General features: G+C 67.1%; 27 protein-coding genes. 14 read left to right on the plus strand and 13 right to left on the minus strand.

What is annotated here, in order from left to right; genetic code table 11:
* Window positions 1-158 precede the first annotated feature (158 nt).
* The gene (locus AC57BR_RS04155; RefSeq protein WP_496358490.1) at window positions 159-1,184 is read left to right on the plus strand and encodes a LacI family DNA-binding transcriptional regulator; all 1,026 of its coding nucleotides are present in this window, start codon (window positions 159-161) and stop codon (window positions 1,182-1,184) included.
* Between the two features lie 81 nt (window positions 1,185-1,265).
* The gene (nadE, locus tag AC57BR_RS04160; protein WP_496358491.1) at window positions 1,266-2,120 is read left to right on the plus strand and encodes an NAD(+) synthase; all 855 of its coding nucleotides are present in this window, start codon (window positions 1,266-1,268) and stop codon (window positions 2,118-2,120) included.
* 23 nt (window positions 2,121-2,143) lie between these two features.
* Here nadE and AC57BR_RS04165 read toward each other — a convergent pair whose 3' ends face one another.
* Window positions 2,144-3,058, minus strand: a complete 915-nt coding sequence (locus AC57BR_RS04165; RefSeq protein WP_496358492.1) for an NADP-dependent oxidoreductase — start codon at window positions 3,056-3,058, stop codon at window positions 2,144-2,146.
* Window positions 3,059-3,234: 176 nt separating this feature from the next.
* The gene (locus AC57BR_RS04170; protein WP_496358493.1) at window positions 3,235-4,050 is read right to left on the minus strand and encodes an IclR family transcriptional regulator; all 816 of its coding nucleotides are present in this window, start codon (window positions 4,048-4,050) and stop codon (window positions 3,235-3,237) included.
* A gap of 155 nt (window positions 4,051-4,205) precedes the next feature.
* On the opposite strand from AC57BR_RS04170, the gene AC57BR_RS04175 reads away from it, so the two are divergent.
* Both AC57BR_RS04175 and AC57BR_RS04180 read left to right on the plus strand, forming a co-directional pair.
* A complete protein-coding gene (locus AC57BR_RS04175) occupies window positions 4,206-4,922 on the plus strand; it encodes a CoA transferase subunit A (protein ID WP_496358494.1) in 717 nt (238 codons plus the stop codon).
* A gap of 13 nt (window positions 4,923-4,935) precedes the next feature.
* Entirely contained in the window at window positions 4,936-5,610 is a 675-nt protein-coding gene (locus AC57BR_RS04180; protein ID WP_496358495.1) for a CoA transferase subunit B, read from the plus strand.
* Between the two features lie 33 nt (window positions 5,611-5,643).
* On the opposite strand, the gene AC57BR_RS04185 is transcribed toward AC57BR_RS04180, so the two are convergent.
* Together AC57BR_RS04185 and AC57BR_RS04190 are read right to left on the minus strand one after the other, a co-directional pair.
* Complete coding sequence (locus tag AC57BR_RS04185; protein WP_496358496.1) at window positions 5,644-6,420, minus strand: ankyrin repeat domain-containing protein; 777 nt, start codon at window positions 6,418-6,420, stop codon at window positions 5,644-5,646.
* Between the two features lie 13 nt (window positions 6,421-6,433).
* On the minus strand, window positions 6,434-7,027 hold the full coding sequence (locus AC57BR_RS04190; RefSeq protein ID WP_496358497.1) for a GlcG/HbpS family heme-binding protein: 594 nt from the start codon (window positions 7,025-7,027) through the stop codon (window positions 6,434-6,436).
* A gap of 198 nt (window positions 7,028-7,225) precedes the next feature.
* Between AC57BR_RS04190 and AC57BR_RS04195 the strand changes: the two genes are divergently transcribed.
* From AC57BR_RS04195 to AC57BR_RS04220, 6 genes are all read left to right on the plus strand, one after another.
* A complete protein-coding gene (locus AC57BR_RS04195; RefSeq protein ID WP_496358498.1) occupies window positions 7,226-8,425 on the plus strand; it encodes a sensor histidine kinase in 1,200 nt (399 codons plus the stop codon).
* Entirely contained in the window at window positions 8,422-9,048 is a 627-nt protein-coding gene (locus AC57BR_RS04200; RefSeq protein WP_496358499.1) for a response regulator, read from the plus strand. Before AC57BR_RS04195 ends, AC57BR_RS04200 begins: the two co-directional genes overlap by 4 nt.
* A gap of 78 nt (window positions 9,049-9,126) precedes the next feature.
* Window positions 9,127-10,182: a zinc-dependent alcohol dehydrogenase family protein gene (locus tag AC57BR_RS04205; protein ID WP_496358500.1), complete on the plus strand. Its 1,056-nt coding sequence runs from the start codon at window positions 9,127-9,129 to the stop codon at window positions 10,180-10,182.
* Between the two features lie 71 nt (window positions 10,183-10,253).
* Entirely contained in the window at window positions 10,254-10,574 is a 321-nt protein-coding gene (locus tag AC57BR_RS04210; RefSeq protein WP_314193512.1) for an NIPSNAP family protein, read from the plus strand.
* Window positions 10,575-10,758: 184 nt separating this feature from the next.
* Complete coding sequence (locus tag AC57BR_RS04215; protein ID WP_003799085.1) at window positions 10,759-10,962, plus strand: cold-shock protein; 204 nt, start codon at window positions 10,759-10,761, stop codon at window positions 10,960-10,962.
* 96 nt (window positions 10,963-11,058) lie between these two features.
* Window positions 11,059-11,646 carry a DinB family protein gene (locus AC57BR_RS04220; protein ID WP_496358501.1) on the plus strand — a complete coding sequence of 196 codons (588 nt, stop codon included), beginning with the start codon at window positions 11,059-11,061 and terminating at the stop codon, window positions 11,644-11,646.
* Window positions 11,647-11,686: 40 nt separating this feature from the next.
* Here the strand turns inward: AC57BR_RS04220 and AC57BR_RS04225 are convergent, their stop codons facing one another.
* The gene (locus AC57BR_RS04225; protein WP_496358502.1) at window positions 11,687-12,820 is read right to left on the minus strand and encodes an acyl-CoA dehydrogenase family protein; all 1,134 of its coding nucleotides are present in this window, start codon (window positions 12,818-12,820) and stop codon (window positions 11,687-11,689) included.
* A 207-nt stretch (window positions 12,821-13,027) separates the two neighbouring features.
* Between AC57BR_RS04225 and AC57BR_RS04230 the strand changes: the two genes are divergently transcribed.
* Together AC57BR_RS04230 and AC57BR_RS04235 are read left to right on the plus strand one after the other, a co-directional pair.
* The gene (locus AC57BR_RS04230; RefSeq protein WP_496358503.1) at window positions 13,028-14,806 is read left to right on the plus strand and encodes an AMP-binding protein; all 1,779 of its coding nucleotides are present in this window, start codon (window positions 13,028-13,030) and stop codon (window positions 14,804-14,806) included.
* Window positions 14,807-14,809: 3 nt separating this feature from the next.
* Window positions 14,810-15,316: a MarR family winged helix-turn-helix transcriptional regulator gene (locus AC57BR_RS04235; protein WP_496358504.1), complete on the plus strand. Its 507-nt coding sequence runs from the start codon at window positions 14,810-14,812 to the stop codon at window positions 15,314-15,316.
* A 32-nt stretch (window positions 15,317-15,348) separates the two neighbouring features.
* Here AC57BR_RS04235 and AC57BR_RS04240 read toward each other — a convergent pair whose 3' ends face one another.
* Both AC57BR_RS04240 and AC57BR_RS04245 read right to left on the minus strand, forming a co-directional pair.
* Window positions 15,349-16,047, minus strand: coding sequence for a PAS and ANTAR domain-containing protein (locus tag AC57BR_RS04240; RefSeq protein WP_496358505.1), 699 nt, complete (start codon window positions 16,045-16,047; stop codon window positions 15,349-15,351).
* 17 nt (window positions 16,048-16,064) lie between these two features.
* The gene (locus tag AC57BR_RS04245) at window positions 16,065-16,340 is read right to left on the minus strand and encodes a YegP family protein (RefSeq protein WP_496358506.1); all 276 of its coding nucleotides are present in this window, start codon (window positions 16,338-16,340) and stop codon (window positions 16,065-16,067) included.
* Window positions 16,341-16,682: 342 nt separating this feature from the next.
* Between AC57BR_RS04245 and AC57BR_RS04250 the strand changes: the two genes are divergently transcribed.
* Window positions 16,683-17,078 carry an ArsR/SmtB family transcription factor gene (locus tag AC57BR_RS04250; protein ID WP_496358507.1) on the plus strand — a complete coding sequence of 132 codons (396 nt, stop codon included), beginning with the start codon at window positions 16,683-16,685 and terminating at the stop codon, window positions 17,076-17,078.
* Window positions 17,079-17,108: 30 nt separating this feature from the next.
* On the opposite strand, the gene AC57BR_RS04255 is transcribed toward AC57BR_RS04250, so the two are convergent.
* The 6 genes from AC57BR_RS04255 to AC57BR_RS04280 all read right to left on the minus strand — a co-directional run bounded on the left by AC57BR_RS04255 (window position 17,109) and on the right by AC57BR_RS04280 (window position 22,782).
* Window positions 17,109-17,372 (minus strand): hypothetical protein, encoded by a 264-nt coding sequence (locus tag AC57BR_RS04255; protein ID WP_496358508.1) that lies wholly within the window; start codon window positions 17,370-17,372, stop codon window positions 17,109-17,111.
* A 227-nt stretch (window positions 17,373-17,599) separates the two neighbouring features.
* Complete coding sequence (locus tag AC57BR_RS04260) at window positions 17,600-18,355, minus strand: CPBP family glutamic-type intramembrane protease (protein WP_496358552.1); 756 nt, start codon at window positions 18,353-18,355, stop codon at window positions 17,600-17,602.
* A 62-nt stretch (window positions 18,356-18,417) separates the two neighbouring features.
* A complete protein-coding gene (locus AC57BR_RS04265; protein ID WP_496358509.1) occupies window positions 18,418-19,194 on the minus strand; it encodes an enoyl-CoA hydratase in 777 nt (258 codons plus the stop codon).
* A gap of 39 nt (window positions 19,195-19,233) precedes the next feature.
* The gene (gene mmsB / locus AC57BR_RS04270) at window positions 19,234-20,172 is read right to left on the minus strand and encodes a 3-hydroxyisobutyrate dehydrogenase (RefSeq protein ID WP_496358510.1); all 939 of its coding nucleotides are present in this window, start codon (window positions 20,170-20,172) and stop codon (window positions 19,234-19,236) included.
* Window positions 20,165-21,283, minus strand: a complete 1,119-nt coding sequence (locus AC57BR_RS04275; RefSeq protein ID WP_496358511.1) for an enoyl-CoA hydratase/isomerase family protein — start codon at window positions 21,281-21,283, stop codon at window positions 20,165-20,167. The genes mmsB and AC57BR_RS04275 overlap by 8 nt, the downstream gene beginning before the upstream one ends.
* Window positions 21,283-22,782: a CoA-acylating methylmalonate-semialdehyde dehydrogenase gene (locus tag AC57BR_RS04280; protein WP_496358512.1), complete on the minus strand. Its 1,500-nt coding sequence runs from the start codon at window positions 22,780-22,782 to the stop codon at window positions 21,283-21,285. The genes AC57BR_RS04275 and AC57BR_RS04280 overlap by 1 nt, the downstream gene beginning before the upstream one ends.
* Window positions 22,783-23,029: 247 nt before the next feature.
* Between AC57BR_RS04280 and AC57BR_RS04285 the strand changes: the two genes are divergently transcribed.
* Entirely contained in the window at window positions 23,030-23,836 is an 807-nt protein-coding gene (locus tag AC57BR_RS04285; protein WP_496358513.1) for an exodeoxyribonuclease III, read from the plus strand.
* Window positions 23,837-23,842 lie beyond the last annotated feature (6 nt).

The following is a 23,842-nucleotide window of genomic DNA, read 5'->3' on the forward strand; positions in this document are numbered from 1 at the left end:
CCAGCTCAGTTTAGCTAGCTTTGCATTCAAATGACAACCGATTGCCAAACTTTGACAATCTGTGGCATTCTTTGCTGACGGGATCTGTGGCGGCAGTCATAAGCCCGCCCATCCGACCCGGCCCCACGGCCCGGCCACCACGTTCAGAGAGGAGCGCCGTGGCTACGACGCAACCAGCAGCAGTGGACCGCCCGCCCACCATCCACGACATCGCCGCGCTCTGCGGCGTGGCGGCCTCCACCGTTTCGCGGGCACTCTCCTCGCCGGACCGCGTCAACATCCGGACGCGCCAGCGCATCGAAGCGGCGGCCGCCCAGCTCCACTACGTTCCCAACAGTCAGGCCAAGGCGTTGAGCTCCGGCCGGACCGGCGCCGTCGGAGTCCTGGTGCCGGATATCACCAACCCGTTCTACTTCGACCTCATCAGGGGCACGCAGCTGCAGCTCAAGGCGGCCGGGTACACCCAGCTTCTGGTGGACACGGAGGAATCCGACGAGGTGGAGGCCAGCGCGGTGGAGCAGCTGCGCAAGAGTTCGGACGGAGTGGTGGTGGCCGCGTCCCGACTCACCGACGATGCGCTGCTGGCCGCCGCCGCAAAAATGCCCATGGTCACCATCAACCGCGACGTAACTGGTGTTCCCGCCGTTCTCATCGATACGCCGTCGGCAACCACTCAGGCCCTGGACCACCTCATCTCGCTCGGCCACAACAGCGTTGCCTACATCGCCGGACCGGCAACCTCGCAGTCCAGCACCCGGCGGTGGGACACGCTGTCCGAGGCCGCGGAAGAGCGCGGTGTGGAGGTGCGCAGGCTGGGTCCGTTCGCCCCGAAGACGCAGTCCGGTGCCGCTGCCGCCGATGCGGCCGTGCACAGCGGCGTTACAGCGTGCATCGTCTTCAACGACCTCATCGCCATCGGGATGCTCCAGCGCCTGCGCGAGCGCGGCATCAGTGTGCCGCACGACATGAGCATCGTGGGCTGTGACGACATCTTCGGCGCAGACTTCTGCAATCCGCCGTTGTCCACCATGGCATCCCCGATCGAGCAGGCAGGCCGGGTGGCGGTGTCCATGCTGCTGGCCCAGCTGAATCCGCTCGCCGGCGGCGTCGCGCGCAGCCGCTCCGTCATGCCGACACATCTGACGGTCCGGGGCTCCACCGGCCCGGCACCGGCTGCGCGGTAACCCGCGGGACGCAGGCGGAACCCCCAAGACTCAGGCGGAAACAGTTGAGCCTTGCGGATTCCGCTGACTAGGCTGTTTCACATGCGCACACTCCAAGCCAAGATCATCGAAGAAATGGGCGTTCAGCCCCGGATCGATCCCGCGGAGGAGGTGCGCAAACGCGTCACTTTCCTCAAGGAGTACCTCAGGGCCACCGGCACCAAGGGCTTTGTCCTGGGCATCTCCGGCGGCCTCGACTCGTCGCTCGCCGGGCGCCTGGCGCAGCTCGCGGTCGAAGAGCTGCAGTCAGAGGGCACGGACGCGCAGTTCGTGGCGGTCCGCCTTCCCTACGGCGTTCAGCACGACGAGGAGGACGCGCAGGCGGCCCTGGATTTCGTCAAGGCCTCCAAGGAATGGACCTTCAACATTTCCGCCGCCGTCGACGGCTTCGAGGACGAGTTCGAAAAGACGGTCGGCAACGGGATCTCCGACTTCCACAAGGGCAACACCAAGGCCCGCACGCGCATGATCGCCCAGTACGCCCTGGCCGGGGAGCACAACTACCTCGTCGTCGGCACCGACCACGGCGCTGAATCCGTCACCGGGTTCTTCACCAAGTACGGCGACGGCGGGGCGGACATCCTGCCTCTGTTCGGCCTGAACAAGCGGCAGAACCGGGCCCTGCTGGAGCACCTGGGCGCCCCGGAGCGGGTGTGGAAGAAGGTGCCTACGGCCGACCTCCTGGACGACAGGCCCGGCCGCACTGACGAGGACGAACTGGGCCTGAGCTACGACCAGATCGACGACTACCTCGAGGGCCGCGACGTGGGCGACAGCGCAGCCGAGCTGATCGAACAGAAGTACCTGCGGACCCGGCACAAGCGCACCGTTCCGGTCAGCATCTTCGACACCTGGTGGAAGCACGAGGGGCCGGAAGAGGCCAGGGCAGGACTATAAGCCGTTTAGCTGGACGGCCGGTCCTAGGGCAGCAGCAGGATCTTCCCGCGGCCGTGGCCGCCGCGACTGATTTCGAGTGCGTCGGCGGCTTCGATCAGCGGCATCCGGTGCGCGATCGTGAAGGTGATCTGTCCATCGGCGGCGAGCGTCCCCGCTTCCGCCACCCGGCCTTCCAGCTGCTGGACGGCGGCCAGCCCGGCCACTGATGACTGCTCGCCCGGGACGGTGGTCACCGCCCGGCCGGCCCCCCGGACCAGCTCGGCTGTTGCTGCCAGCGCGTCCTCGCTCCCCACAGTGTCCAGGACTGCCGTGACTGTGCCGGCGTCATCGGCCAGCGCCCGGACCCGGTCGGCAAGACCGGGGCCGTACGTCACGGGTTCGGCGCCCAGTTCGCTGAGGTACTCCTGGTTGACCTCCGACGCGGTGCCGATCACCCTCGCGCCGAAGGCCAGCGCCATCTGGACCGCGGCCGAGCCAACCCCGCCTGCGGCCCCATGGATCAGCACCGTGTCCCCCGCTCCCACAGCGAGCTGCTTCAGGGCAGAATACGCCGTGCCTCCTGCCACGGGGATGCACGCAGCCTGCTCGAAGTCCACGCCCGCCGGCAGGGGAGTCAGCTGGTCCGCCGGCACCACGGCTTCCGTCCGGTAGCCGCCCAGCAGTCCGTTCCAGATGACCTCGTCACCCACGGCAAACCCCTCGAATGCGGGCCCGACGGCGGTCACGACGCCGGCCGCCTCGGTGCCGGGCACCGCCGGAAAGTCCAGCGGAACCCACTTTTTCAGGTAGCCGGCCACGAGCTTCCAGTCAACCGGGTTGACGCTTACCGCCCGGAATTCCACCCGCACCAGGCCGTCACCCGGTTCGGCCAGCTTCTCCGTACCCACCTTCAGGACCCGCGGGTCGCCGTATTCCTCAAAGTAGACCCGTGTGCTCATGGCTCTGGCTCCTTCGGTGCTGTCCAGGCTTCTGCGATGGGAACGACTCTTCTGCAAGGGTAGGCACGCCCGGCAGGCACCACAACAGTTTGCACCGGTTCCCGGGCCGACGGGCGCGGCAACCGGGGCTGATCGCTACGCGGGCCTGACCGCTGCGTCAGGGCGCTGTGCTGCCGCTAGTTCTGTCGCCTGTGCTGGCCACCCGCACCAAGCCGGACGGTGAGCCGGTGGGCCTCCTCCAGCAGGAGCCGCCCCAGCAGTTCGCGCCGGTCCCCACGGAAACGAGGTTCGATCCCGGTCAGGGACAGCGCCCATGACGGTCGGCCGGCCTGGTCGAAGACCGCCGCACCCATCCCCCAACTGCCTTCCAGTACCAGGCCCGGGTTCACCGAGTAGCCGCGCCGGCGGGTCTGGCGCAGGTTGTCCCGGACCACGTCGTCCGGATGCCCATTGGCGTATTTTCCGGCGTGGGTAGCCCAGTCCCCCAGGATCTGTTCCTGCTCTGCCTCGGGCAGGAACGCCATGATCGCCGTTCCTGCCGATGCCACGCCCAGCGGAAAACGGACACCCTCGTGAAGCACGAAGGAGCGGACGGGGAAGCTGCCCTCCTCCCGCAGCAGGCATACGGTCTCGGCACCCCGCCGGATCGAGAAGAAGGCGCTCTCACCGGTCTCCTCGGCAAGCCGTCGCAGGCTGGGCCTGGCCAGGTCCTCCAACGGAAAGCGCGCGGCCGCCACCGAGCCCATCAGCAGGGCCTCCGGGCCGAGCACCCAGTTCCCGCTCAGGGGGTCGTGGTCGAGGAGGCCCTCGGCCGCGAGTGATGTGAGCAGGCGGTGCACTGTCGGACGGGTCAGCCCCGAGTCCCGCACCAGCTCCACGAGCGGGCTGCCTTCCGGCTTGCGTCCGGCGATGCGCAGCAGCGCTGCAATGCGGCTGACGACCTGCGCGCCCTGGACCGGGGTCTGGTTCACGGCTTCCCTCTCAGATTCCATATTGTGGACACTTATCAGCCTATCGTCCACAGTGTAAAAGCGCGACCGGCGTGGGGCGGAAGAACCTTGACACTGCCGCAGGGGCACACATACGCTCCACAGTCAGAACGAGCGTCCACAAAGTGGACTGCAGCAGAGCTCAACGAGGAGATGCGATGTCCAAACTGAAATCCAGCGCCGCAGAGGCCCTGAACGATGTCCTCCGGGACGGCATCACCCTTGCCGTGGGCGGGTTCGGGCTCAGCGGCATTCCGGCCGACCTGATCGAGGCCGTGCGTAAGTCCGGCGTGAAGGATCTGACCGTGGTGTCCAACAACATGGGCGTTGACGGCAAGGGCCTGGGCATCCTGATCGAGGCGGGCCAGGTCCGCAAGGTGATCGCGTCCTACGTCGGTGAGAACAAGCTGTTCGCCGAGCAGTACCTCGCCGGGGACCTGGAGGTGGAGTTCACCCCGCAGGGCACCCTGGCCGAGCGGCTGCGCGCCGGCGGCGCCGGCATCCCCGCGTTCTACACCAAAACCGGGGTGGGAACCCTGGTGGCCGAGGGCAAACCGCACGAGGTGTTCGACGGCGAAACGTACGTCCGGGAGCGCGCCATCCTCGCCGACGTCGCACTGGTCCACGCCCACACCGCCGACACGGACGGCAACCTGATCTACCGCTACACCGCCCGGAACTTCAACCCGGTGGTCGCCACCGCGGGGGCCGTCACCGTCGCCGAGGCTGAGGTCATCGTCGAACCGGGCGCCCTGGACCCGAACCACATCGTCACACCCGGCGTCTACGTCCAGCACCTCATCCAGGCCGGCAACAGGATCAAGGACATCGAACAGCGCACCGTCCGCCCGCGCACCGAACTCGTCAACAACTAAGAAGGAGAACCCCGTGGCCTGGACCCGGAATGAAATGGCCGCTATTGCGGCCGAGGAACTGAACGACGGCGACTACGTCAACCTCGGCATCGGCATCCCCACACTCGTGGCCAACAACCTGCCCGACGGCGTCCGCGTGGTCCTGCAGAGCGAAAACGGGCTGCTCGGCATGGGCCCCTTCCCCTACGAGGGCGAGGAGGACGCCGACCTCATCAACGCCGGCAAGCAGACCGTCACCGTCCTGCCCGGCGGGTCCATCTTCGACTCCGCCACCTCCTTCGGCATGATCCGCGGCGGGCACGTCAAGGTCGCCATCCTCGGCGCGATGCAGGTCTCCGGCAACGGCGACCTCGCCAACTGGACCATCCCCGGCAAAATGGTCAAGGGCATGGGCGGCGCCATGGACCTCGTCGCCGGCACACCGCGCGTCGTGGTCCTCACCGAACACAACGCCAAGGACGGCACCGCCAAGATCGTCAAAGAGTGCACCCTGCCGCTCACCGGCCTGAGCGTCGTGGACCGGATCATCAGCGACCTCGCCGTCTTCGACCTCCACAAGAAGGACGACGGCGGCCGGCAGCTCACGCTCACCCGCCTCGCACCCGGCGTCACCATGGAGGAAATCCGGGAGAAGACGGCGGCGGCGTTTACGGTTGCGGCGGAGCTCGCCGAACCGGCCCGGCATTGACCCTGCGGCCCTGACCCGCAGCCCGGCTGGCCCTCAGCCCCGGGCCCGGATCAGCCGGGCGATCTCGGCAAGGCCCAGCCGCTCGGCGTTCTCCAAAGCCGTCCTGCCCTCCGTGTCCCGGATGTTGGGGTCGGCGCCGGCACCGAGCAACTGCCGGACCACGTCCTGCTGCCTCGGGCCTCCGTTGTTCAGGAGGATGGCTTCCTGCATCGCGGTCCAGCCGAGCTTGTTCACGTGATTGACGGGGACACCGGCGGCGATGAGGATCCGTACTGTCTCCACATGCCCATGCTCACTGGCCGGGATCAGGGCGGTGCCGCCGAAACGGTTGGTGCTCCTGACGTCCGCACCGTGGGCCAGGGTCAGCCGCAGAACCTCGTTGAAGCCCTCGGCACCGGCGTACAGGAAGGCCGAGTCCTGGATGGAATCCTTGGCGTTCACGTTCCCGCCATCCCGGATCAGCTGCGCCACGAGCGCCGTGTCGTTGGCCTTCGCGGCCAGGACCAGGCGCTGGTCCAGCTTCTGCTGCTCTCCCGGGGACAGGGAGGGGGCTGAAGCGGCGGGACCGGACGACGGCGGCCGCGCAGTGCCGCTCGCTCCGGAACCGCCCTCCGCCGTCGGGCTTAGGGGACTGCCCTGCGCTGAACTGGCTGGGGCCGAACTGGCTGGGGCCGGGCCGGAAGCGCACCCGGCCAGCAGGGACGCTACCAGTACCGCCCGGCCCGCGAGCGGAAGAACAACGGCCGGCCGGCCGCCGTCGTATCCGTCCCCAGGCTTGCGCCAGCGCGGGCCGTCGGATTCGTCCCCCATCAGAGCCCGCAACCTACTTGGCGGCGATTGCGGCGGCGCCGGCCTCGGCGCAGGCTTCATCGAGCCTGCCGTCCGGGGCGCCACCGACGCCGATGCCCGCCACGGAGACGCCGTTCACCTTCAGCGGGACGCCGCCCGGGAGGAACAGGGTACCGGGAAGGTCGGCGATGCTTGGCCCGTTACCACTGATGCGCTTGGCGAGTTCGCTGGTGGGGCTGCCGAACGCGGCTGCGGTGTAGGCCTTCTGTTTGGCCGACTCGATGGTGTGTTCGGCGGCGTTGTCTCCACGCAGAAGTGCCTGCACGGTGCCGAACCGGTCAACGAGGGCCACTGTCACGAACGGCAGCTTGTCGGCCTGGCACTTGGCGAGCGCAGCGCCCACCGCCTTCGCAGAGGCGCCAACGGTGATCCGGTTCTGGGCGACGACGTTGTCTGCACCCGGCTGGACATCTGCGGCGGGAACGGCTGCGGGCACGGCTGCCGCAGGCTGGACCGAAGCGGCCGCGGGGGAAGACCCGGATCCGGCATTGGCGGCGGCGGTGGCACCGGCGGTGATGACGAGCGCTCCGGCTGCTGCGGCGGCAAAAATCTTCTGGGACTTCTTCACGGTGGTTCTCCTTCGGTGAGACGCAGCGAAACGGCTGCATTTCCATGGTGGACGTGCCTCGGAGCGGATGCATCAGGCCATCAGGTGGGGCTGGCTGGTCCTTTCGGCTGGCGTTATCAGCCAAAAGGCTGAGAGACCAGCAACGGCGCGGGCAATAGCATGGTTCGTAGCACGTCACCCACCGGAACCGGACCCGCCATGCCCTCCCCAGCCCCCACCGCCGCACCGGAACTTCCTCCCGCGCGGACCGGCCCTGCTCCGGGCAGCCGGCTGGGACGGATCGACGCCGCGGTCCACCTGGGTTTCGCCGTGCTCATGGTCGCCTCGGTGGTGCGCTACGTGATGCGGCACAGTGCGCAGGACAACCTGCTGGTCCTCGCGCTGGCAGCCGCCGCGTGCGCCCTGTACGCGGTCATCGCGGTGCTCGCCCAGCGCCGGCGCCCCTGGGCCCTGTGGATGTTCGTCCTCGTGGCCGTCTGGGCCGTGCTGGTGGTCTCCGCGCCCAGCTTCGCCTGGTGTTCGTTTGCGCTGTTCTTCCTGTGCCGCATCGCCTTCACCGGGGCGGTCGCCTACGCGGCGGCGGGGGCGACGGCTGCGGCCACCGCCGCCGGGCTGTTCCGGCTCAGCGACGGCAGCGATCTTGCCATGCTCCTGGGCCCGCTCGCCGTCGGCGTCCTGCTGACGCTGATCTACGACCGCATTGAGCACGACGCCGCCGAGCAGCGGCGACTGCATCACGAAGTGTCCCTCGCCCAGGGGCAGCTGGCCGCCAGCGAGCGCCGCGCGGGCACCATCGCGGAGCGTGAGCGGGTCTCCCGGGAGATCCACGACACCGTGACCCAGGGCCTCGCCAGCAGCCTGCTCCTGCTCGAAGCCGCAAACCGCGCCTGGCCGGAGCCAGCGTCCCGGCGGGATGTCCGGCAGGCCAGTGAGCTGCTGCGCCGAAACCTGTCCGACACCCGCAGCCTGGTCCACGAACTGGCCTCTCCCGGCCTCGACTCCTCACCGCTGCCGGACGCCCTGCTGCAAGCCGCCGCCCAGTACGTGCCGGACGCCAGGCTGCTGGTCACCGGCGAACCCCGGGCAGTCCCGGCGGAAGTCCGGCACACACTCCTCCGGGTGGTGCAAAGCGCCGCCGCGAACATCAAGCTGCACGCCTCCGCGGACAACACAACCATCACCCTTGGCTTCCTGCCGGATGCGGTCACCCTGGACATTTACGACGACGGTACGGGCTTCGATCCGGCGGCGGTAGCACCGCCGTCGGACGCCGGAGGATACGGACTGCGGGCCATGCGGCAGCGCGTGGAGCAGCTGGGCGGCGCCTTCTCCGTGGAAAGCGCCACGGGCGAGGGAACTGTTGTGGCGGCGCAGCTGCCGGTAAAGGGGGAAGAATGAGCGTCATTACCGTGCTCCTCGTGGACGACCACCTCGTGGTCCGCAGCGGACTGAAGGCATTGCTGGGCACACAGCCGGACATCGAGGTGGTGGCGGAGGCGTCCTCCGGCGAGGAGGCCATGGCCGCCGTCGAAGGGCACTCCCCCGACGTCGTGGTGATGGACCTGGCCATGGGCCCGGGCATGGACGGGATCGAGGCCATCAGGAAGCTCCGCGAACGCAACCGCAGGCAGGCCGTGCTGGTCTTCACCACCTACGATTCCGACGCCGACATTGTCCGTGCCGTGGATGCCGGCGCCATGGGATACCTCCTCAAAGACGCCGCGCCCGAGGAGATCTTCGCCGCCGTCCGGGGCGCCGTGCAGGGCAAAAGCGTCATGAGCCCACCGGTAGCCTCCCGCCTGTTCCAGCAGCTGCGCAACCCTGACGACGTCCTGACCCCGCGGGAGGCCGAGCTGCTGAGCCTCCTCACCGAAGGGCTCAGCAACAAGGAACTGGGGCAGCGGCTGTTCATCTCCGAGGCCACCGTCAAGACCCACCTCGCCCACATCTATGCCAAGCTGGGCGTCGAGACCAGGGCCGCGGCCATCGCCACCGCCATCCGCCGCGAGGGGATGCGGTAGCAGCCGCCGGACCCGCGCGTCCCGGCAGCGGGGCTAGACTCGGTCACGTCCAGCCCCGCCCTTTCGAGAGGAGCAGCCATGCGTGCCACCATCATCCACGGACCCGGAGACATCAGGGTTGAGGACCGCGACTACCCGGCCGTCCAGCTCCCCACGGACGCCGTGGTCCGCGTGACTGCCGCCTGCGTCTGCGGCTCGGACCTGTGGCCGTATCGCGGCGTGAAGCCGGTCCGCCATGCCTCCGCCATCGGCCATGAATTCGTCGGCGTCGTGGAAAGCACAGGTGCCGACGTGTCCACACTCCAGGCGGGCGACTTTGTGATCGCCCCCTTCGTGATCAGCTGCGGGCAGTGCCCGCAGTGCCTGAACGGCATCACCGTCGCCTGTGACCACCTCGCCGGTTGGGGAGGAAAGGACGACGCCGGATTGGCTGTCGACGGCGGCCAGGGCCAGGCCGTGCGCGTCCCGCTCGCCGAATCGACGCTCGTCAAGGTACCGGATGTCAGCGAGCCGGATGCAAAGCTGCGCAACAGCCTGCTGACCCTTTCGGACGTCATGGCCACCGGGCACCACGCCGCCGTCAGCGCCCAGGTGGGCCCGGGCCGGACCGTCGTGGTGGTGGGCGACGGCGCCGTAGGCCTGTGCGGCGTCCTTGCGGCAAAGAGGCTCGGCGCCGAACGGATCATCGCGATGTCCCGCCACGCCGACCGTCAGGCCATCGCCCGCGAGTTCGGTGCCACGGACGTTGTGGAGGAGCGCGGGGACGACGGCGTCGTCAGGGTCCGTGACCTGCTCGGCGGAGTGCTGGCCGACTCTGTGCTCGAGTGCGTGGGAACCAAGGAGTCCATGGAACAGGCGCTGCATTCCGTCCGGCCCGGCGGCGCCCTGGGCTTCGTCGGGGTCCCCACGGGCGGTGCGGAGATCCCGCTGCGCTATCTGTTCGACAAGAACATCACCGTGTCCGGCGGAATGGCTCCGGCCCGCACCTACATTCCCGAGCTGCTCAAGGACGTGCTCTCCGGCGCCATCAATCCCGGGCGGGTGTTCGACGTCGAGATGCCCTTGGAGGAGGCCCCCGAGGCCTATAAGGCGATGGACGAGCGCCGGGCCATCAAGGTGCTCCTGACGCCGTAGCACGGTTGCGCGGGCCCGGCACGGGGTCTACCGTGATCCGCATCAGAGACCACCGCCGTTGAGGAGCCGTCATGGCCGGGTTTGTGCAGATCATCGAATTCCAGACCTCACGCATCGAGGAGGTCGAAGCGCTGGGCCGCCCGTCAAGAACCGAGGGAACCACCGCGCCGACATTTCGCCGCATCATCGCCACTGCGGACCGGGACCGTCCCGGGACATACTTCACGATCGTAGAGTTCGACTCCTACGAGTCGGCGATGGAGAACTCCAACCGGCCGGAGACCTCCGACTTTGCCGCGAAGATGGCGGCTCTGTGTGACGGTCCCCCGGTATTCCGTAATCTCGATGTGCTCTGGGAGGACACCGGACAGGAGCCGGACAGCACCGCCTAGCCCAGGAAACGGCGTCTTTAATTAGCGATTTTGGACAGAATCTCGCGTTACAGGTGGGACTCCTGATGACGGTAGCTATTGCACGCCCGGCGGATGGCCCATAGGTTGGAGACAGCGGACAACAGATTCCGCCTCTGCCTGCTGTCGGAGCAGGACCAGAATAAGGGTTACAAAGGAAGTAGCAATGGCAACAGGCACAGTTAAATGGTTCAACGCCGAAAAGGGCTTCGGCTTCATCGCTCCGGATGACGGATCGGCAGATGTATTCGCCCACTACTCGGCAATTGCCTCCAGCGGCTACCGCTCCCTGGATGAAAACCAGAAGGTCGAATTCGAAGTGACCCAGGGCCCCAAGGGTCCGCAGGCAGAGAACATTCGCCCGCTGTAACGGCTTACCAAAGACTCCCCTGTCCGTGCCTGGCACGCACGGGGGAGTTTTTGGTGCCCGCAGCTTTTGGTACTCCCCGCCCGGTAGAGTGCCGCCATGGATGAAAAAGCGACCCTGCACCATTACCTGCGGACACGGCGAGACCAGCTCCTGGCCAAGATCGACGGCCTGGGTGAGTATGACGTCCGCCGGCCGATGACGCCCACCGGCACCAATCTCCTGGGCCTGGTCAAGCATGTGGCCAGCGTGGAACTGGGCTATTTCAGCGAGGTGTTCGGGCGGCCCAGCGACCGGGAGCTGCCCTGGTTCGCCGACGGGGCCGAGGCGGACGCGGACATGTGGGCCACCCCGGAGCAGACCCGTGCCGAGATCGTGGAGCTGCACCACTTCTCAGCGGCGCACACCGATGCCACCATCGAGGCGCTGTCCTTGGACGCTTCCGGGCTTGTGCCCTGGTGGCGGGAAGAACGCAGGCATGTGACCCTGCACCAGATGCTGGTGCACATGTGTGCCGAGACGGCGCAGCACCTGGGGCATGCCGACATCATCAGGGAACTCATTGACGGCTCCGCCGGACAGGGCCCCAACGACCCCAACCTTCCTCACCGGGACGCCGCGAAGCAGGCCGCCTACGTGGAGCAACTGGAGGCCGCAGCGCGGAAAGCCGCCACCCTGGCCACGTAAAAGCTCTGGCCGGGTGACGCCCCCCACCGGCCGGGACGTCCTACACGAAGGCTGATTTTCCTGTCACCGCACGGGCCACAATCAGGGAATTGATCTCGTAGCTGCCCTCGTACGTGTACAGGATCTCGGCGTCGCCGAAGAGCTTTCCCATCTCGAAGTCGCTGCTGATGCCGTTGCCGCCCAGCAGCGACCTGCCCATGGCCACGGAGGCGCGGGCCAGCCGGGTGGTGGTGGCCTTGGCCATCGCCGCCTGTGCCATTTCCAGCCGGCCGTCCTCCTGTATCCGGGCCAGCTGCGCCATCAGGGCCAGCGAGGCCGAAGCGTTGCCCAGAATCTCGGCAAGCTGCTGCTGGATGAGCTGGAAGCGCGCCAGCTCCTTGCCGAACTGGCGGCGCTGCAGCGAATAGGAGCGGGCAACGTCAAAGGCCGCCAGCTGAATCCCGGCAGCCTGCCAGCCCACCCACGCCCGCGAATCCCTCAGCAGCTCGTTGGCTTTGGTGAAATCCGTGGCGCCGGGGAGCATGTTCGCTTCCGGAATACGGACGCCGTCCAGCCGGATGTCGGCGTTCTGCATGATCCGCAGCCCGATCTTGTTGCTGATCTTGGTCGCCGTGTAGCCGGGACGGTCCGTCTCGACAATGAAGCCCTTGATGTGATGGTCTGCCGTGTCCCTGGCCCACACGAGGGCGAAATCGGCGATGGTTCCGGCGCCTATCCACCGCTTGGCGCCGTCGATGACCCATTCGCCGTCCTCCAGCCGGGCCGTGGTGGCCAGCCCGCCGGCAATGTCCGAGCCGTGCTCCGGCTCGGTCAGCGCAAAGGCCCCCAGCTGCGTGAAAGCGGTCAGTCCCGGCAGCCACCGCTGCTTCTGCTCATCCGAGCCCAGGGCGTCGATCATGCCGACGATCAGCTCGTTGTGGATGCCCACCAGGGCTGACAGGGAGACGTCGGCCCGGGCCACCTCAACGTACATCAGGCCCTTGAAGAGCGTGGATGTCCCGTCCGTCTGCAGCCCACCAAGCCCGTGCTTTCCCAGCTCCGCGAGAAGCCCGAACGGGAACTCCTCGCGGTTCCAGTATTCGATGGACTGGGCCCGGACCCTGGACTGCAGGAAGTCCCTGATCTCGAGGTAGCGTTTCCGCTCCGCTGGCGGAAGCAGGTCCGCAACATACATGAGATCCGCGTCGGCAAACGGGGGTGCCGTAACCCCCGGTTCCCCCGCTGTGGCATTCCCGGGTGTAACCTCTGCGGGCTGTCCGTTGTCACGTCCTTGTGGCTGCACGGGCATAGATCCCTTCGCTCTTCCAAACCCTTGGATGTCCTAGTATATTGCACAGTGATGTGGATCACTAGGACGTGAATCCCCGGCGAAAGGTGCCCCATGACAGTCACCGACGACTTCCGTGCCGCGCGGGACCAGCTGCTCGCTCTGCGCCGGGACTACCGGCAGGCGAGAACCAGCTTCGAATGGCCGCGGCCCGCGGAGTTCAATTTCGCACTCGACTGGTTTGACGCCATCGCGGCCGATCCTGACCGCGGCGGGAACCCGGCACTGGTGATAGTGGAACAGGACGGCTCGGCCACCCGCCGCAGCTTCGCCGAACTGTCGACCCGGTCCAACCAGGTGGCCAACTGGCTCCGCAGCCAGGGCGTGAAGCGCGGCGACCGCATGATCATCATGCTGGGCAACCAGGTGGAACTGTGGGAACTCGTGCTGGCCGGCATCAAGCTTGGCATCGTACTGATCCCCACCACCACGCTCATGGGTCCCGCGGACCTGAAGGACAGGGTGGAGCGCGGGGAAGCGGGCTGGGCCGCCGTCGGCCGTTCCAACATCGGCAAGTTTGCCGAGGTGCCCGGCCGCTACCGGCTCATCGACATCCCCGATGCCGCGGGCGCCGCCGAGAAGGGCGCCGGCGAGAAGGGCGCCAGCATCAGCGGCGCCGGCGAGGCGCTGCAGTACGCGGATTCGGCAGCGTCACCCGCTGGCTTTACGCCTGAGGCACCCACCCTGGCAGACGAAACCCTGCTCCTCTACTTCACCTCGGGCACCACCTCCAAGGCCAAGCTCGTGGAACACACGCACACCTCGTATCCGGTAGGACACCTGTCCACGATGTACTGGATCGGCCTGGAGCCGGGCGACGTGCACCTCAACGTTGCCTCCCCGGGCTGGGCGAAACACGCCTGGTCCAACCTGTTCGCCCCGTGGATTGCCGAGGCCTGCGTGTTCGTCTACAACTACGAACGCTTCGATGCCAAGGCTCTCATGGAGCAGATGGACCGGGAGAAGGTCACCAGCTTCTGCGCCCCGCCCACTGTCTGGCGGATGCTCATCCAGGCCGACCTCAGCCTCCTCAAGAATCCGCCCACCAAGGTTGTTTCGGCCGGTGAGCCTCTGAACGCAGAGGTCATCGGCCAGGTCCAGCATGCCTGGGGCCAGACCATCCGCGACGGCTTCGGCCAGACCGAGACCACGGTGCAGGTGGCCAACACCCCCGGCCAGCCGGTCAAGATTGGTGCCATGGGCCAGCCCCTGCCGGGCTACGACGTGGTCCTCGTCGATCCGTTCTCGGGAGAAGAGGCCGACGACGGCGAGCTGTGCCTGCGCCTGGATCCCCGCCCCGCCGGGCTAATGAAGTCGTACTACGGTGACCCGGAGAAGACGGCCGAGGCCTTCCGCGGCGGCTACTACCACACCGGCGATATGGCCAGCCGGGACGAGCACGGCGTCATCACCTACGTGGGCCGGGACGACGACGTCTTCAAGTCCTCCGACTACCGGCTGTCCCCGTTCGAGCTGGAGAGCGTGCTCATAGAACACCCGGCGGTGGCGGAGGCCGCCGTCGTCCCCTCCCCCGATCCGCTGAAGCTGTCCGTCCCCAAGGCATTCGTGGTGCTGGCGGCCGGCCACCAACCGGGGCCGGAGCTCGCCGAGGAGATCCTGCGTTACTGCCGCGACCACCTGGCGCCATTCAAGCGCATCCGCCGTCTGGAGTTCGCCGAGCTGCCCAAGACCATCTCCGGCAAGATCCGCCGGGTCGAGCTGCGGCACAGCGAGGAGCTCCGCCACGCGGACGGCACACAGGCGAGCGTTCCCCCCGGCCTGGGCACTGAATACTCCGAAACGGATTTCCCGGGCCTGAAAAGCCAGGGCTGAGCCGTGAGCCCCCCGTTGCCCCGTGACCCCATTGCCGACGCACAGCGCAACTGGGAGAGCCACGGCTGGGGTGACGTCGCCGCCCCGATGGCCGCCATCACGGCCATCATGCGCACTCAACAGATCCTGATGGCACGCATCGAGGGGGCGCTGAAGCCCTTCGGACTGACCTTCGCCCGCTACGAGCTGCTGGCGCTGCTCAGCTTCGCCAGGAGCGGCGCCCTGCCCATGAACAAGGCGAGCGCCCTGCTCCAGGTCCATCCCACCTCGGTGACCAACGCCGTCGACCGCCTCCAGACCGCGGGGCTGGTAGTCCGGTCGCCGCATCCCACCGACGGGCGCACCACCCTGATCGAGCTCACAGCCGAGGGCCGCACTCTGGCAAAGCAGGCGACGGCGGTGCTCAACGCCGAAATTTTCGGCCAGTCCGGTTTCGGCGAAGAGGACGTAAACCAGCTGATCCGGATCCTGGGCGACTTCCGCCGCGGCGCCGGGGACTTCACGGACTGACCGGCTTTACGGGCTAATGCCAGGCAAGGCAGCTAGCCGCTGGGCACGCCGTCCTTCTCCGCAGAGCTGTCCGTTTGGCTTTCAACTTGGTTTTCCGACGGGCGCCGTAGCTCCTGGACGAACGTGTCAAGCAATGCCGCCTGCTGCGGGCTGTTGGCAAGCTGCACGAGGTCGGCAGCCGTGCTCGCCACCTTGATATTCGTCTCCTGGCTGTACGTGGACAGCAGATCGAAAGCGTCCTCGGAACCAATCCGCAGGATCCCCATCAGGATGCCCTTCGCCTGTTCGATCGTGCTTCGCGTGCCCAGGGCCCCTGCAACTGCCTCGCGTGCTGCCCTTTCGGTTTCCCAGTGCAGCGTGCTGGTCAGGTCAACGATGAATCCCTCAACAGCGCGGAGCCTGCCGTCCTCCATGAGCGCTTCTCCGGCGGTGAGCACACGGTGTTCCCGGAGCCGCGCGTCGATGATGCGGTGATAGCTGCAGAAGAAGCCGCCCGCTTCGCAGGCCGCCATGAAGATGTCATGGCATCGCTCCCTGTCGTCCGGATGCTTGTGCGCATACAGCAGCTCCACACTGGGGACGATGTCGCCGCGGCGGTAGCCGTGGAGCGTATACAGCTCATCTGACCATTCGAGCCGTCCTGAGACGGCATCGTAGTGGAACGTGCCGGCCACACAATCTGCCGACCCGAGTGCGCTCGAGTACGCCCGCACGGTTTTCGGAAGGCTCATCGCGGCTCCCTGCCGCCCTACCCGGCCATCCCCTGGCACTGGGCGGGGACGCGCTGGGAAAGTGGGCGAACGACAGTGCGGGGGCGGGACGCGAGGAAGCGGTCCATCGGAGCCGTGGCAAGCTCCCTCACATGCCCCATTCCGGCGTACTCTCGAACGGCAGCAATGCCTTCAACCGCGGCGGCCTTGCTCGGAAAAGGGCGGGACACGGCCATCACGGTACCGTCCGGGGCGGTGAGCTGGAACCTGAATGAAGCCTCTGCATCAATGAAGAGTTCGAACATGCCAGCCATTTAGCCCTCCTGGATCCGGGAACACGGCGTCCGGGACGCCGTCGTCGCCGGAAGCAGCTGAGATTTTCTTCCTTGCCGCTCCCGCGGGTGAGCCGGGGCGGCAATTGAGGAATTTATGAAATTGTGAACCAGTTACGGGATCTTGGCAAGGCCTGTCCACGGCCGCTCCCGGGCCTTCGTGCCCCTGCAGGACGGACTACCCAACAAAAGTTCGCCCCGTTCGTCGGAGACAGACCGTTCTGTCCCTATACTTGGGTCTATACGCCTTGGGGGCACCAGTTTGGCGGGCCGAGCAACACCTGGCTAGCAACATCTGGCAAGGAACAGTGGAAGGACTCCATCATGGGAGACATGCCCGACGGCGTGATTCACACCGAGGTCAAGGCGGACCTGTTCAAGTCCATGGGCCACCCTGCACGCATCCTGGTCCTGGAGATGCTGGTCAGCGGTCCGGTGACCGTGAGCAACCTGCGGGACTGCACCGGCCTTGAAGCCTCCAATCTCTCCCAGCACCTCGGCATCCTGCGGCGCCAGCGGCTGATTGTTCCGTCCCGAAAGGACGGCCGGCTGTTCTACGAACTGACGTCTCCCGAGGTACGCGAAGTCCTCGAAGCGGCCCGTGGCCTGCTGGGCACCATCCGCGACGGTGGCGGACTGCGGCAGCAAGACGGTTCTGACGCGGCCCCCGGCGCGACGCCAGCCCCCGCCCTCACGCCGGCAGCACAGGCCGCAGGCTAGGCGGGGCCGGCTTTTGGGCTGGCCCGGCTTTTAGGCGGGGTCGGCGACGGTGGCAGGTGCGGAATGCCCGAAAAGCCAGGCTGCGACGTCGCTCCGCAGCACAAGGTGCGGGCTGCCGGTTCCGCTGACACTACCGGCTGGAACATAGTAGCCGCGGCCTCCGCCGGGACCGCCGGCAGCCCGGTCCAGCGCGTCCACGATCCTGCGGCTCAGGTGCCCCTGCGGGCCTGTGGCGTGGATTTCTTCAAGCTCGGCCGCGGTGAGCCGTCCCAGTACAGCAGCGATGTCGGCCACGATCGTTCCCCTTTTCGGACGTTTGCCTGAAATAAACACGTTTGCCTGAAGTGCAAGGCTAGGGCATCGCGATTAACTGCGGGTGAAATCCCGGAGGCCATTAGCGGACGGGTGCTGTGGAGTTTTTGTACAGATATCGCGAGTAAAAGTGCCTTTTGAGGCCGATATCTGTACAAAAACTCCACTGGCCGCCTAAGGAATTGCACGGGTCAGTACACGAACACGGGTCAGTACAGGAAGATGTCGATCCACGTCCGGTTGTGCGCGTGGAGCAGCACCAGGAACAGCACGAAGTCGAAGAGCAGGTGCACGCTCACGATGTACGACAGCGACTTGGTCCAGGTGAAGATGCGGGCCTGCAGCAGCGCGAACGGGTAGATGAAGAACGGTGCCCAGGACCTGAACCCCAGTTCCCACAGGAAGGAGGTGAACAGGACGGCCTGCAGCAGGTTGGCCTGCCAGTCAGGCAGGTGGCGCCGCAGCAGCGCGAAGCAGGTGCAGATGAAGAACAGCTCATCCCAGATGCCCAGGGCGTTGGTGCCGACGAAAAGCCGCGCGATGCCCTCGGGGTCGTGCACTGCGGGCCAGTTCGTGTAGACCCCGGTCCGGATCATGTACACGGGCAGCAGGGCGTAGCCGATCACCACGACGGCGGGCAGGTACCACTTCTCCGCACGCGTCCATTTCTGCCCGGTCCGGACCGGAAACACCACCGTGTGCTCCTTGGTAACGAAGCGCGACACGGCGTAGGGGATTGCCACGGCCGCGATCATGGCCGAGCCCATGACGAGCATGTGGGAGGTGCTGACGTCGGTGGTGATCGGTACGGCACTGATGATGGCCACTCCGGCTGCAATCAGCGCGAGGTCGCGGAACAGCAGCCGGTCCACCAGGGCCGCGACCACGAGCGCTGCGGCGAGCAGGGCATAGCCCGGCAGGCTCTGGTCCAGCCCGAACAGGACAAAGCCCGCCAGCGAGACCATGGCTGCCGGGACAACGCGCAGGGAAGTCCCCTTCACCGTGCGCTCCCCCGTCAGCCCGGTGCTCACCGGTGCCTGAACTCCGGCTGGCGCTTCTCCGCGAAAGCAGCCATGCCTTCCTTCTGGTCCTCAGAGGCGAAGAGCGAATGGAACAGCCGCCGTTCAAACAGCACGCCCTGTGCCAGCCCCGTCTCAAAGGCCGCGTTAACGGCTTCTTTGGCCAGCATGGCAACCGGCTTCGACTTGGACGCGATGACCTCCGCGGCCTTCAGCGCCTCCTCCACCGTGTCCGCTGCCGGCACCACGCGGGCCACCAGGCCGGAGCGTTCTGCCTCGTCCGCGTCGATGAACCGGCCAGTGAGGATCATGTCCATCGCTTTGGCCTTGCCCACGGCGCGGGTGAGCCGCTGCGACCCGCCCATGCCCGGCACAACGCCAAGGTTGATCTCGGGCTGGCCGAATTTGGCGTTGTCCCCGGCAATGATGAAGTCGCACATCATGGCCAGCTCGCAGCCGCCGCCCAGCGCGAATCCGGACACGGCCGCGATCAGCGGAATGCGCAGCCGGGTGAGGTCCTCCCACCCGCGGAACCAGTCGGCGTCGTACATCTCCAGGTAGCCCTTGTCCGCCATCTCCTTGATGTCGGCGCCCGCGGCGAAGGCCTTGCCCGAGCCGGTGATCACGACTGCGCCCACGCCGGGATCCGCGTCCATGGCCGACACCGCCGCCACGAGTTCTTCCAGGGTGGTCCTGTCCAGGGCGTTCAGCGCCTCGGGCCTGTTCAGGGTGACGAGGCCGACGCGTCCGCGGCGCTCCACCAGAATGTTCCCGTCGTGCGTCATCCATGCCTCTCACGTGGTTGGTACATCCTGAAACTAAGCCTACTGTCCTGACTTGTCCCGGATGTCGGTGATGATGCCGGAAAAATCCCGGCCGGCCCCGCCTTCCGCGGCGAAGGCGTCGTAAATCTCGGAGGCCAGCGGGCCCATCCGGGCGGCGACGCCGGTGGACTGAAGGGCGTTCAGTGCCAGCCGGAGGTCCTTGGCCATCAGTGCTCCGGCGAACCCGGGCTGATAGTCGCGGTTGGCCGGGCTGGTGGGCACCGGCCCCGGGACGGGGCAGTTGGTGGTGAGGGCCCAGCACTGTCCTGACGCCGCGGACGCGACGTCGAACAGGGCCTGGTGCGTCAGGCCCAGCTTCTCTCCGAGCACGAATGCCTCGCTGACGGCGATCATCGAGACGCCCAGGATGAGGTTGTTGCAGACCTTGGCGGCCTGGCCGGCGCCGTGCTCTCCGCACAGCACCGCGCGTTTGCCCATGACGTCGAACAGGGGCCGCACGGTCTCGAAGTCCTCCGGCAGCGCGCCCACCATGAACGTCAGCGTGCCGGCCTCCGCCCCCACCACACCGCCGGAGACCGGCGCGTCCACGGAGCGGTGCCCGGCGTCGAGGGCCAGCCGGGCGGCTTCCCGCGCCTCGTCCACGTTGATGGTGGAGCAGTCCAGGAACATGGTGTTCGGCGCAGCTGCCTCCAGCAATCCGGGCTGCCCGTCCCCGCCGCGGTAAGCGTCCAGCACATGCTGCCCGCTCGGGAACATCGTGAGCACGACGTCCGCTCCGGGGATGGTTTCCGCGGCACTCGCAGCGACCGGGATGCCGTGCCCGCGCGCGGCATCCAGCGCGGCGGGCACCACGTCGAAGCCGATCACTTCGTAGCCTGCCTTGACCAGGTTGACCGCCATGGGGCCGCCCATGTGGCCCAGTCCCAGGAAGGCTACACGCGGTTTCGCTGCATCAGGTTGGGTTGCTTCTTCAGGCATGGTCCGACTCCTTTTCCCACAGCACCAGTTCCCGGTCCCCCAACGGCGCAAAGTACCGCTCGACGTCGTCTGCGTGCACCTCCTGCAGCGTGGCCGGCTGCCACCGGGGGTTGCGGTCCTTGTCCACCACCTGCGCCCGGATCCCCTCCCGGAAGTCCGGTCCGGCGAGGCACCGCAGTCCCACACGGTATTCCTCGGCCAGCGCCTGGTCGAGCGTCAGCCCGCGCGACCTGCGGAGCGAGGCGAGGGTCACCTTGACGGCGGTGGGCGACTTCGCCTCGATGGTGTCGGCGGCCACCGCGGCCTCCCCTCCGGCGGCACGCAGCCGCCGGACGATCTCCTCGGCGTCGTCCGCCGAATAGCAGTCGTCGATCCAGTCCCGCTGTGCCGCCAGCGCCGAGGGGGGCGCCTTTTCGGCAAAGCGTACGACGGCGGCTTCCGCGCTTTCGTTTTCCAGCGCCGCCGCGAGGTCCGCGAGGCTTCCGGACGGGACAAAGTAATCTGCGAGTCCCAGGAAAAGCGCATCCGCCCCGCTGAGGTGGGCGCCGGTGAGGGCGGCATGAGTACCCGCCTCCCCCGGTGAGCGTGACAGCAGGAGGGTGCCGCCGACGTCGGGCACGAACCCAATGGTGGTCTCCGGCATCCCTGTCCGGCTCCGTTCGGTGACGATGCGCAGGGAGCCGTGCGCGGAGATGCCCACGCCGCCGCCCAGCACCAGGCCGTCCATGAACGCCACATACGGCTTGGGGAACCGCTCGATGAGCGAGTTCAGCCGGTATTCGTCAGCCCAGAAGCCGGCCGTTTCATCACCGCCAGCGAGGATGTCCCGGTAAATGGCCACGATGTCCCCGCCCGCGCACAGGCCGCGGTCCCCGGCTCCCTGGACCAGCACTGTGGCCACGGTGTCGTCGTCCGCCCAGACGGTGAGCTGCTCCAGGACGGCGGTGACCATGCCGGCTGTGAGCGCGTTGACCGCCTTGGGCCGGTTGAGCGTGACCACCCCCAGCTTGCCCCGTTGTTCGAACAGCACCTCTTGTTCAGGGCGCACGTCTTGTTCAACAGGCAGCTCGGCCGGGTTTTCCGGCGTCCCGTTCGGGGCAGGTTCAGTCATCAGCTTCCTTCCGGCATGACGAAGCTGGCGCCCTGCCGGATACCGGAGGGCCAGCGTGAGGTCACGGTCTTGGTCTTGGTGTAGAAGCGGAAGGCGTCGGCACCGTGCTGGTTGAGGTCACCGAATCCGGACGCCTTCCAGCCGCCGAAAGTGTAGTAGGCAATGGGCACCGGAATGGGGACATTGATGCCCACCATGCCCACCTGCACCCGGCTGGCGAAGTCCCGGGCCGCGTCCCCGTCGCGGGTGAAGATGGCCACGCCGTTCCCGAACTCGTTCTCGCTGCAGAGCCGGAGCGCCTCGTCGTAGTCGGACGCGCGGAGGACGCTGAGCACAGGGCCGAAGATCTCCTCGCGGTAAATCTTCATGTCCTTGGTGACGTGGTCGAACAGCGTGGGGCCAACCCAGAACCCGCCGTCATAGCCGTCCACGGCCAGGCCGCGGCCGTCCACCAGGAGCGAGGCGCCTTCCTCCTCGCCGGACCTGATGTATCCCTCGATCCGCTCCTTGGCGGCTGGCGTTACCACCGGTCCGAAGTCGGAGTCCTTGGCCAGGCTGTGGCCAACCTTCAGGGACTTGATCCGTTCCTGCAGCCGTGCCACAAGACTGTTCGCGGTCTCCTCCCCCACAGGGACGGCCACGGAAACTGCCATGCAGCGTTCACCGGCCGAGCCGTAGCCGGCCCCGATCAGGGCATCGGCGGCCATGTCCAAGTCTGCGTCCGGCATGATCACCATGTGGTTCTTGGCGCCGCCGAAGCACTGCGCCCGCTTGCCGTGGGCCGCCGCCGTGGCATAGATGTACTGGGCGATCGGAGTGGAACCCACGAATCCAATCGCCTGCACGCGCCCATCCTCGAGCAGCGCGTCCACGGCTTCCTTGTCGCCGTTGACCACGTTGAACACGCCATCCGGCACCCCCGCTTCGGAGTAAAGCTCGGCCAGCCGCAGCGCTACGGAAGGATCGCGTTCGGATGGCTTGAGGATGAACGCGTTGCCTGCCGCGAGTGCGGGGCCGGACTTCCATAGCGGGATCATGGCCGGGAAGTTGAAGGGCGTGATGCCAGCAACCACGCCCAGCGGCTGGCGCATGGAGTGCACATCGATTCCCGCGCCGGCGTCGTCGGAGAACTCGCCCTTAAGCAGGTGCGGGGCGCCCGCGGCAAACTCCACCACCTCGATGCCGCGCCGGATGTCTCCCCGGGCATCGGCGAGAGTCTTCCCGTGTTCGGAGGACAGAAGGGCGGCGAGCTCGTCCATGTTCTGGTTCACGAGGTCCACGAATTTGAGCAGGATGCGGCCGCGCCGCTGCGCGTTCATGGCGCCCCACTCAGGCTGGGCCTTCTCGGCGTTCGCGACGGCGTTACGGACTTCCTCCGCGCCCGCCAACGGCACCTTGGCCTGGACCTCCCCGGTGCAGGGATCAAAGACATCGCCGTATCGGCCGGACGTGCCGTCTACCCGACGGCCGCCAATGTAGTGGGAAAGTTCGCGAACCATGGATGCTCCTTTGCATGACCCCGGTCATCTCTGCTGCTGAATCTACTCGGACTTCCTACTAAATTCCAGAGTCCCTAAGGCGCGGCTGGCAGCGGTGGCGGGCTGCCGCCGTCGTGGGGCACTTTGAGGCGCAAACCGGAGTGCCAGGCGCTTAACCCCGGTTCGTCCGCGCCAAAGTGCCCCGTTTTGGACGGCGGAATACCCCCGTTTCGGCAGCAGCGGTGTCCAAGTTCGGTAAGTTAGGACTGTGAAGATAGCTACCTGGAATGTGAACTCGCTGCGTGCCCGTGCCGACCGTGTGGAGGCGTGGCTGCAGCGCTCCGACTGCGACGTCCTGGCCATCCAGGAAACCAAGTGCAAGGACGAGAACTTTCCGTGGGAGCTCTTCGAACGCATGGGCTACGAGGTGGCGCACTTCGGCGTCAACCAGTGGAACGGTGTTGCCATCGCCTCGCGCGTGGGCCTGGACGACGTCGAACGCGGCTTCACGGACCAGCCGCACTTCGGCAAGGCGGGCAAGGACCCGGTCCAGGAAGCCCGCGCCATGGCCGCTACCTGCGGCGGAGTCCGGGTCTGGAGCCTCTACGTCCCCAACGGCCGCTCCCTCGATGACGAGCACATGCCCTACAAGCTCAAGTGGCTTGATTCCCTGAAGAACCACGCGGCAGGCTGGATCTCCGAGGACCCGTCCGCGCAGGTCGCGCTGATGGGCGACTGGAACATCGCCCCCACGGACGACGACGTCTGGGACATCGATCTGTTCCTCACCCAGCGCTACACCCACGTCAGCGAACCGGAGCGCGCCGCATTCCGGGCCTTCGAGTCCGTGGGCTACTCCGACGTGGTGCGCCCCCACACCCCGGGCCCGGGCGTCTACACGTACTGGGACTACACCCAGCTGCGCTTCCCCAAGAAGGAGGGCATGCGGATCGACTTCGTGCTGGCCTCTCCTGCCCTCGCCTCGCGGGTCTCCGGCGCGTCGATCGACCGTGAGGAACGCAAAGGCAAGGGCGCGTCCGATCACGCACCGGTGATTGTGGAACTGACCGACTGATGGAGG

The sequence above is a fragment of the Arthrobacter sp. BGA-UO-ETr-C19 genome, from assembly GCF_059568005.1.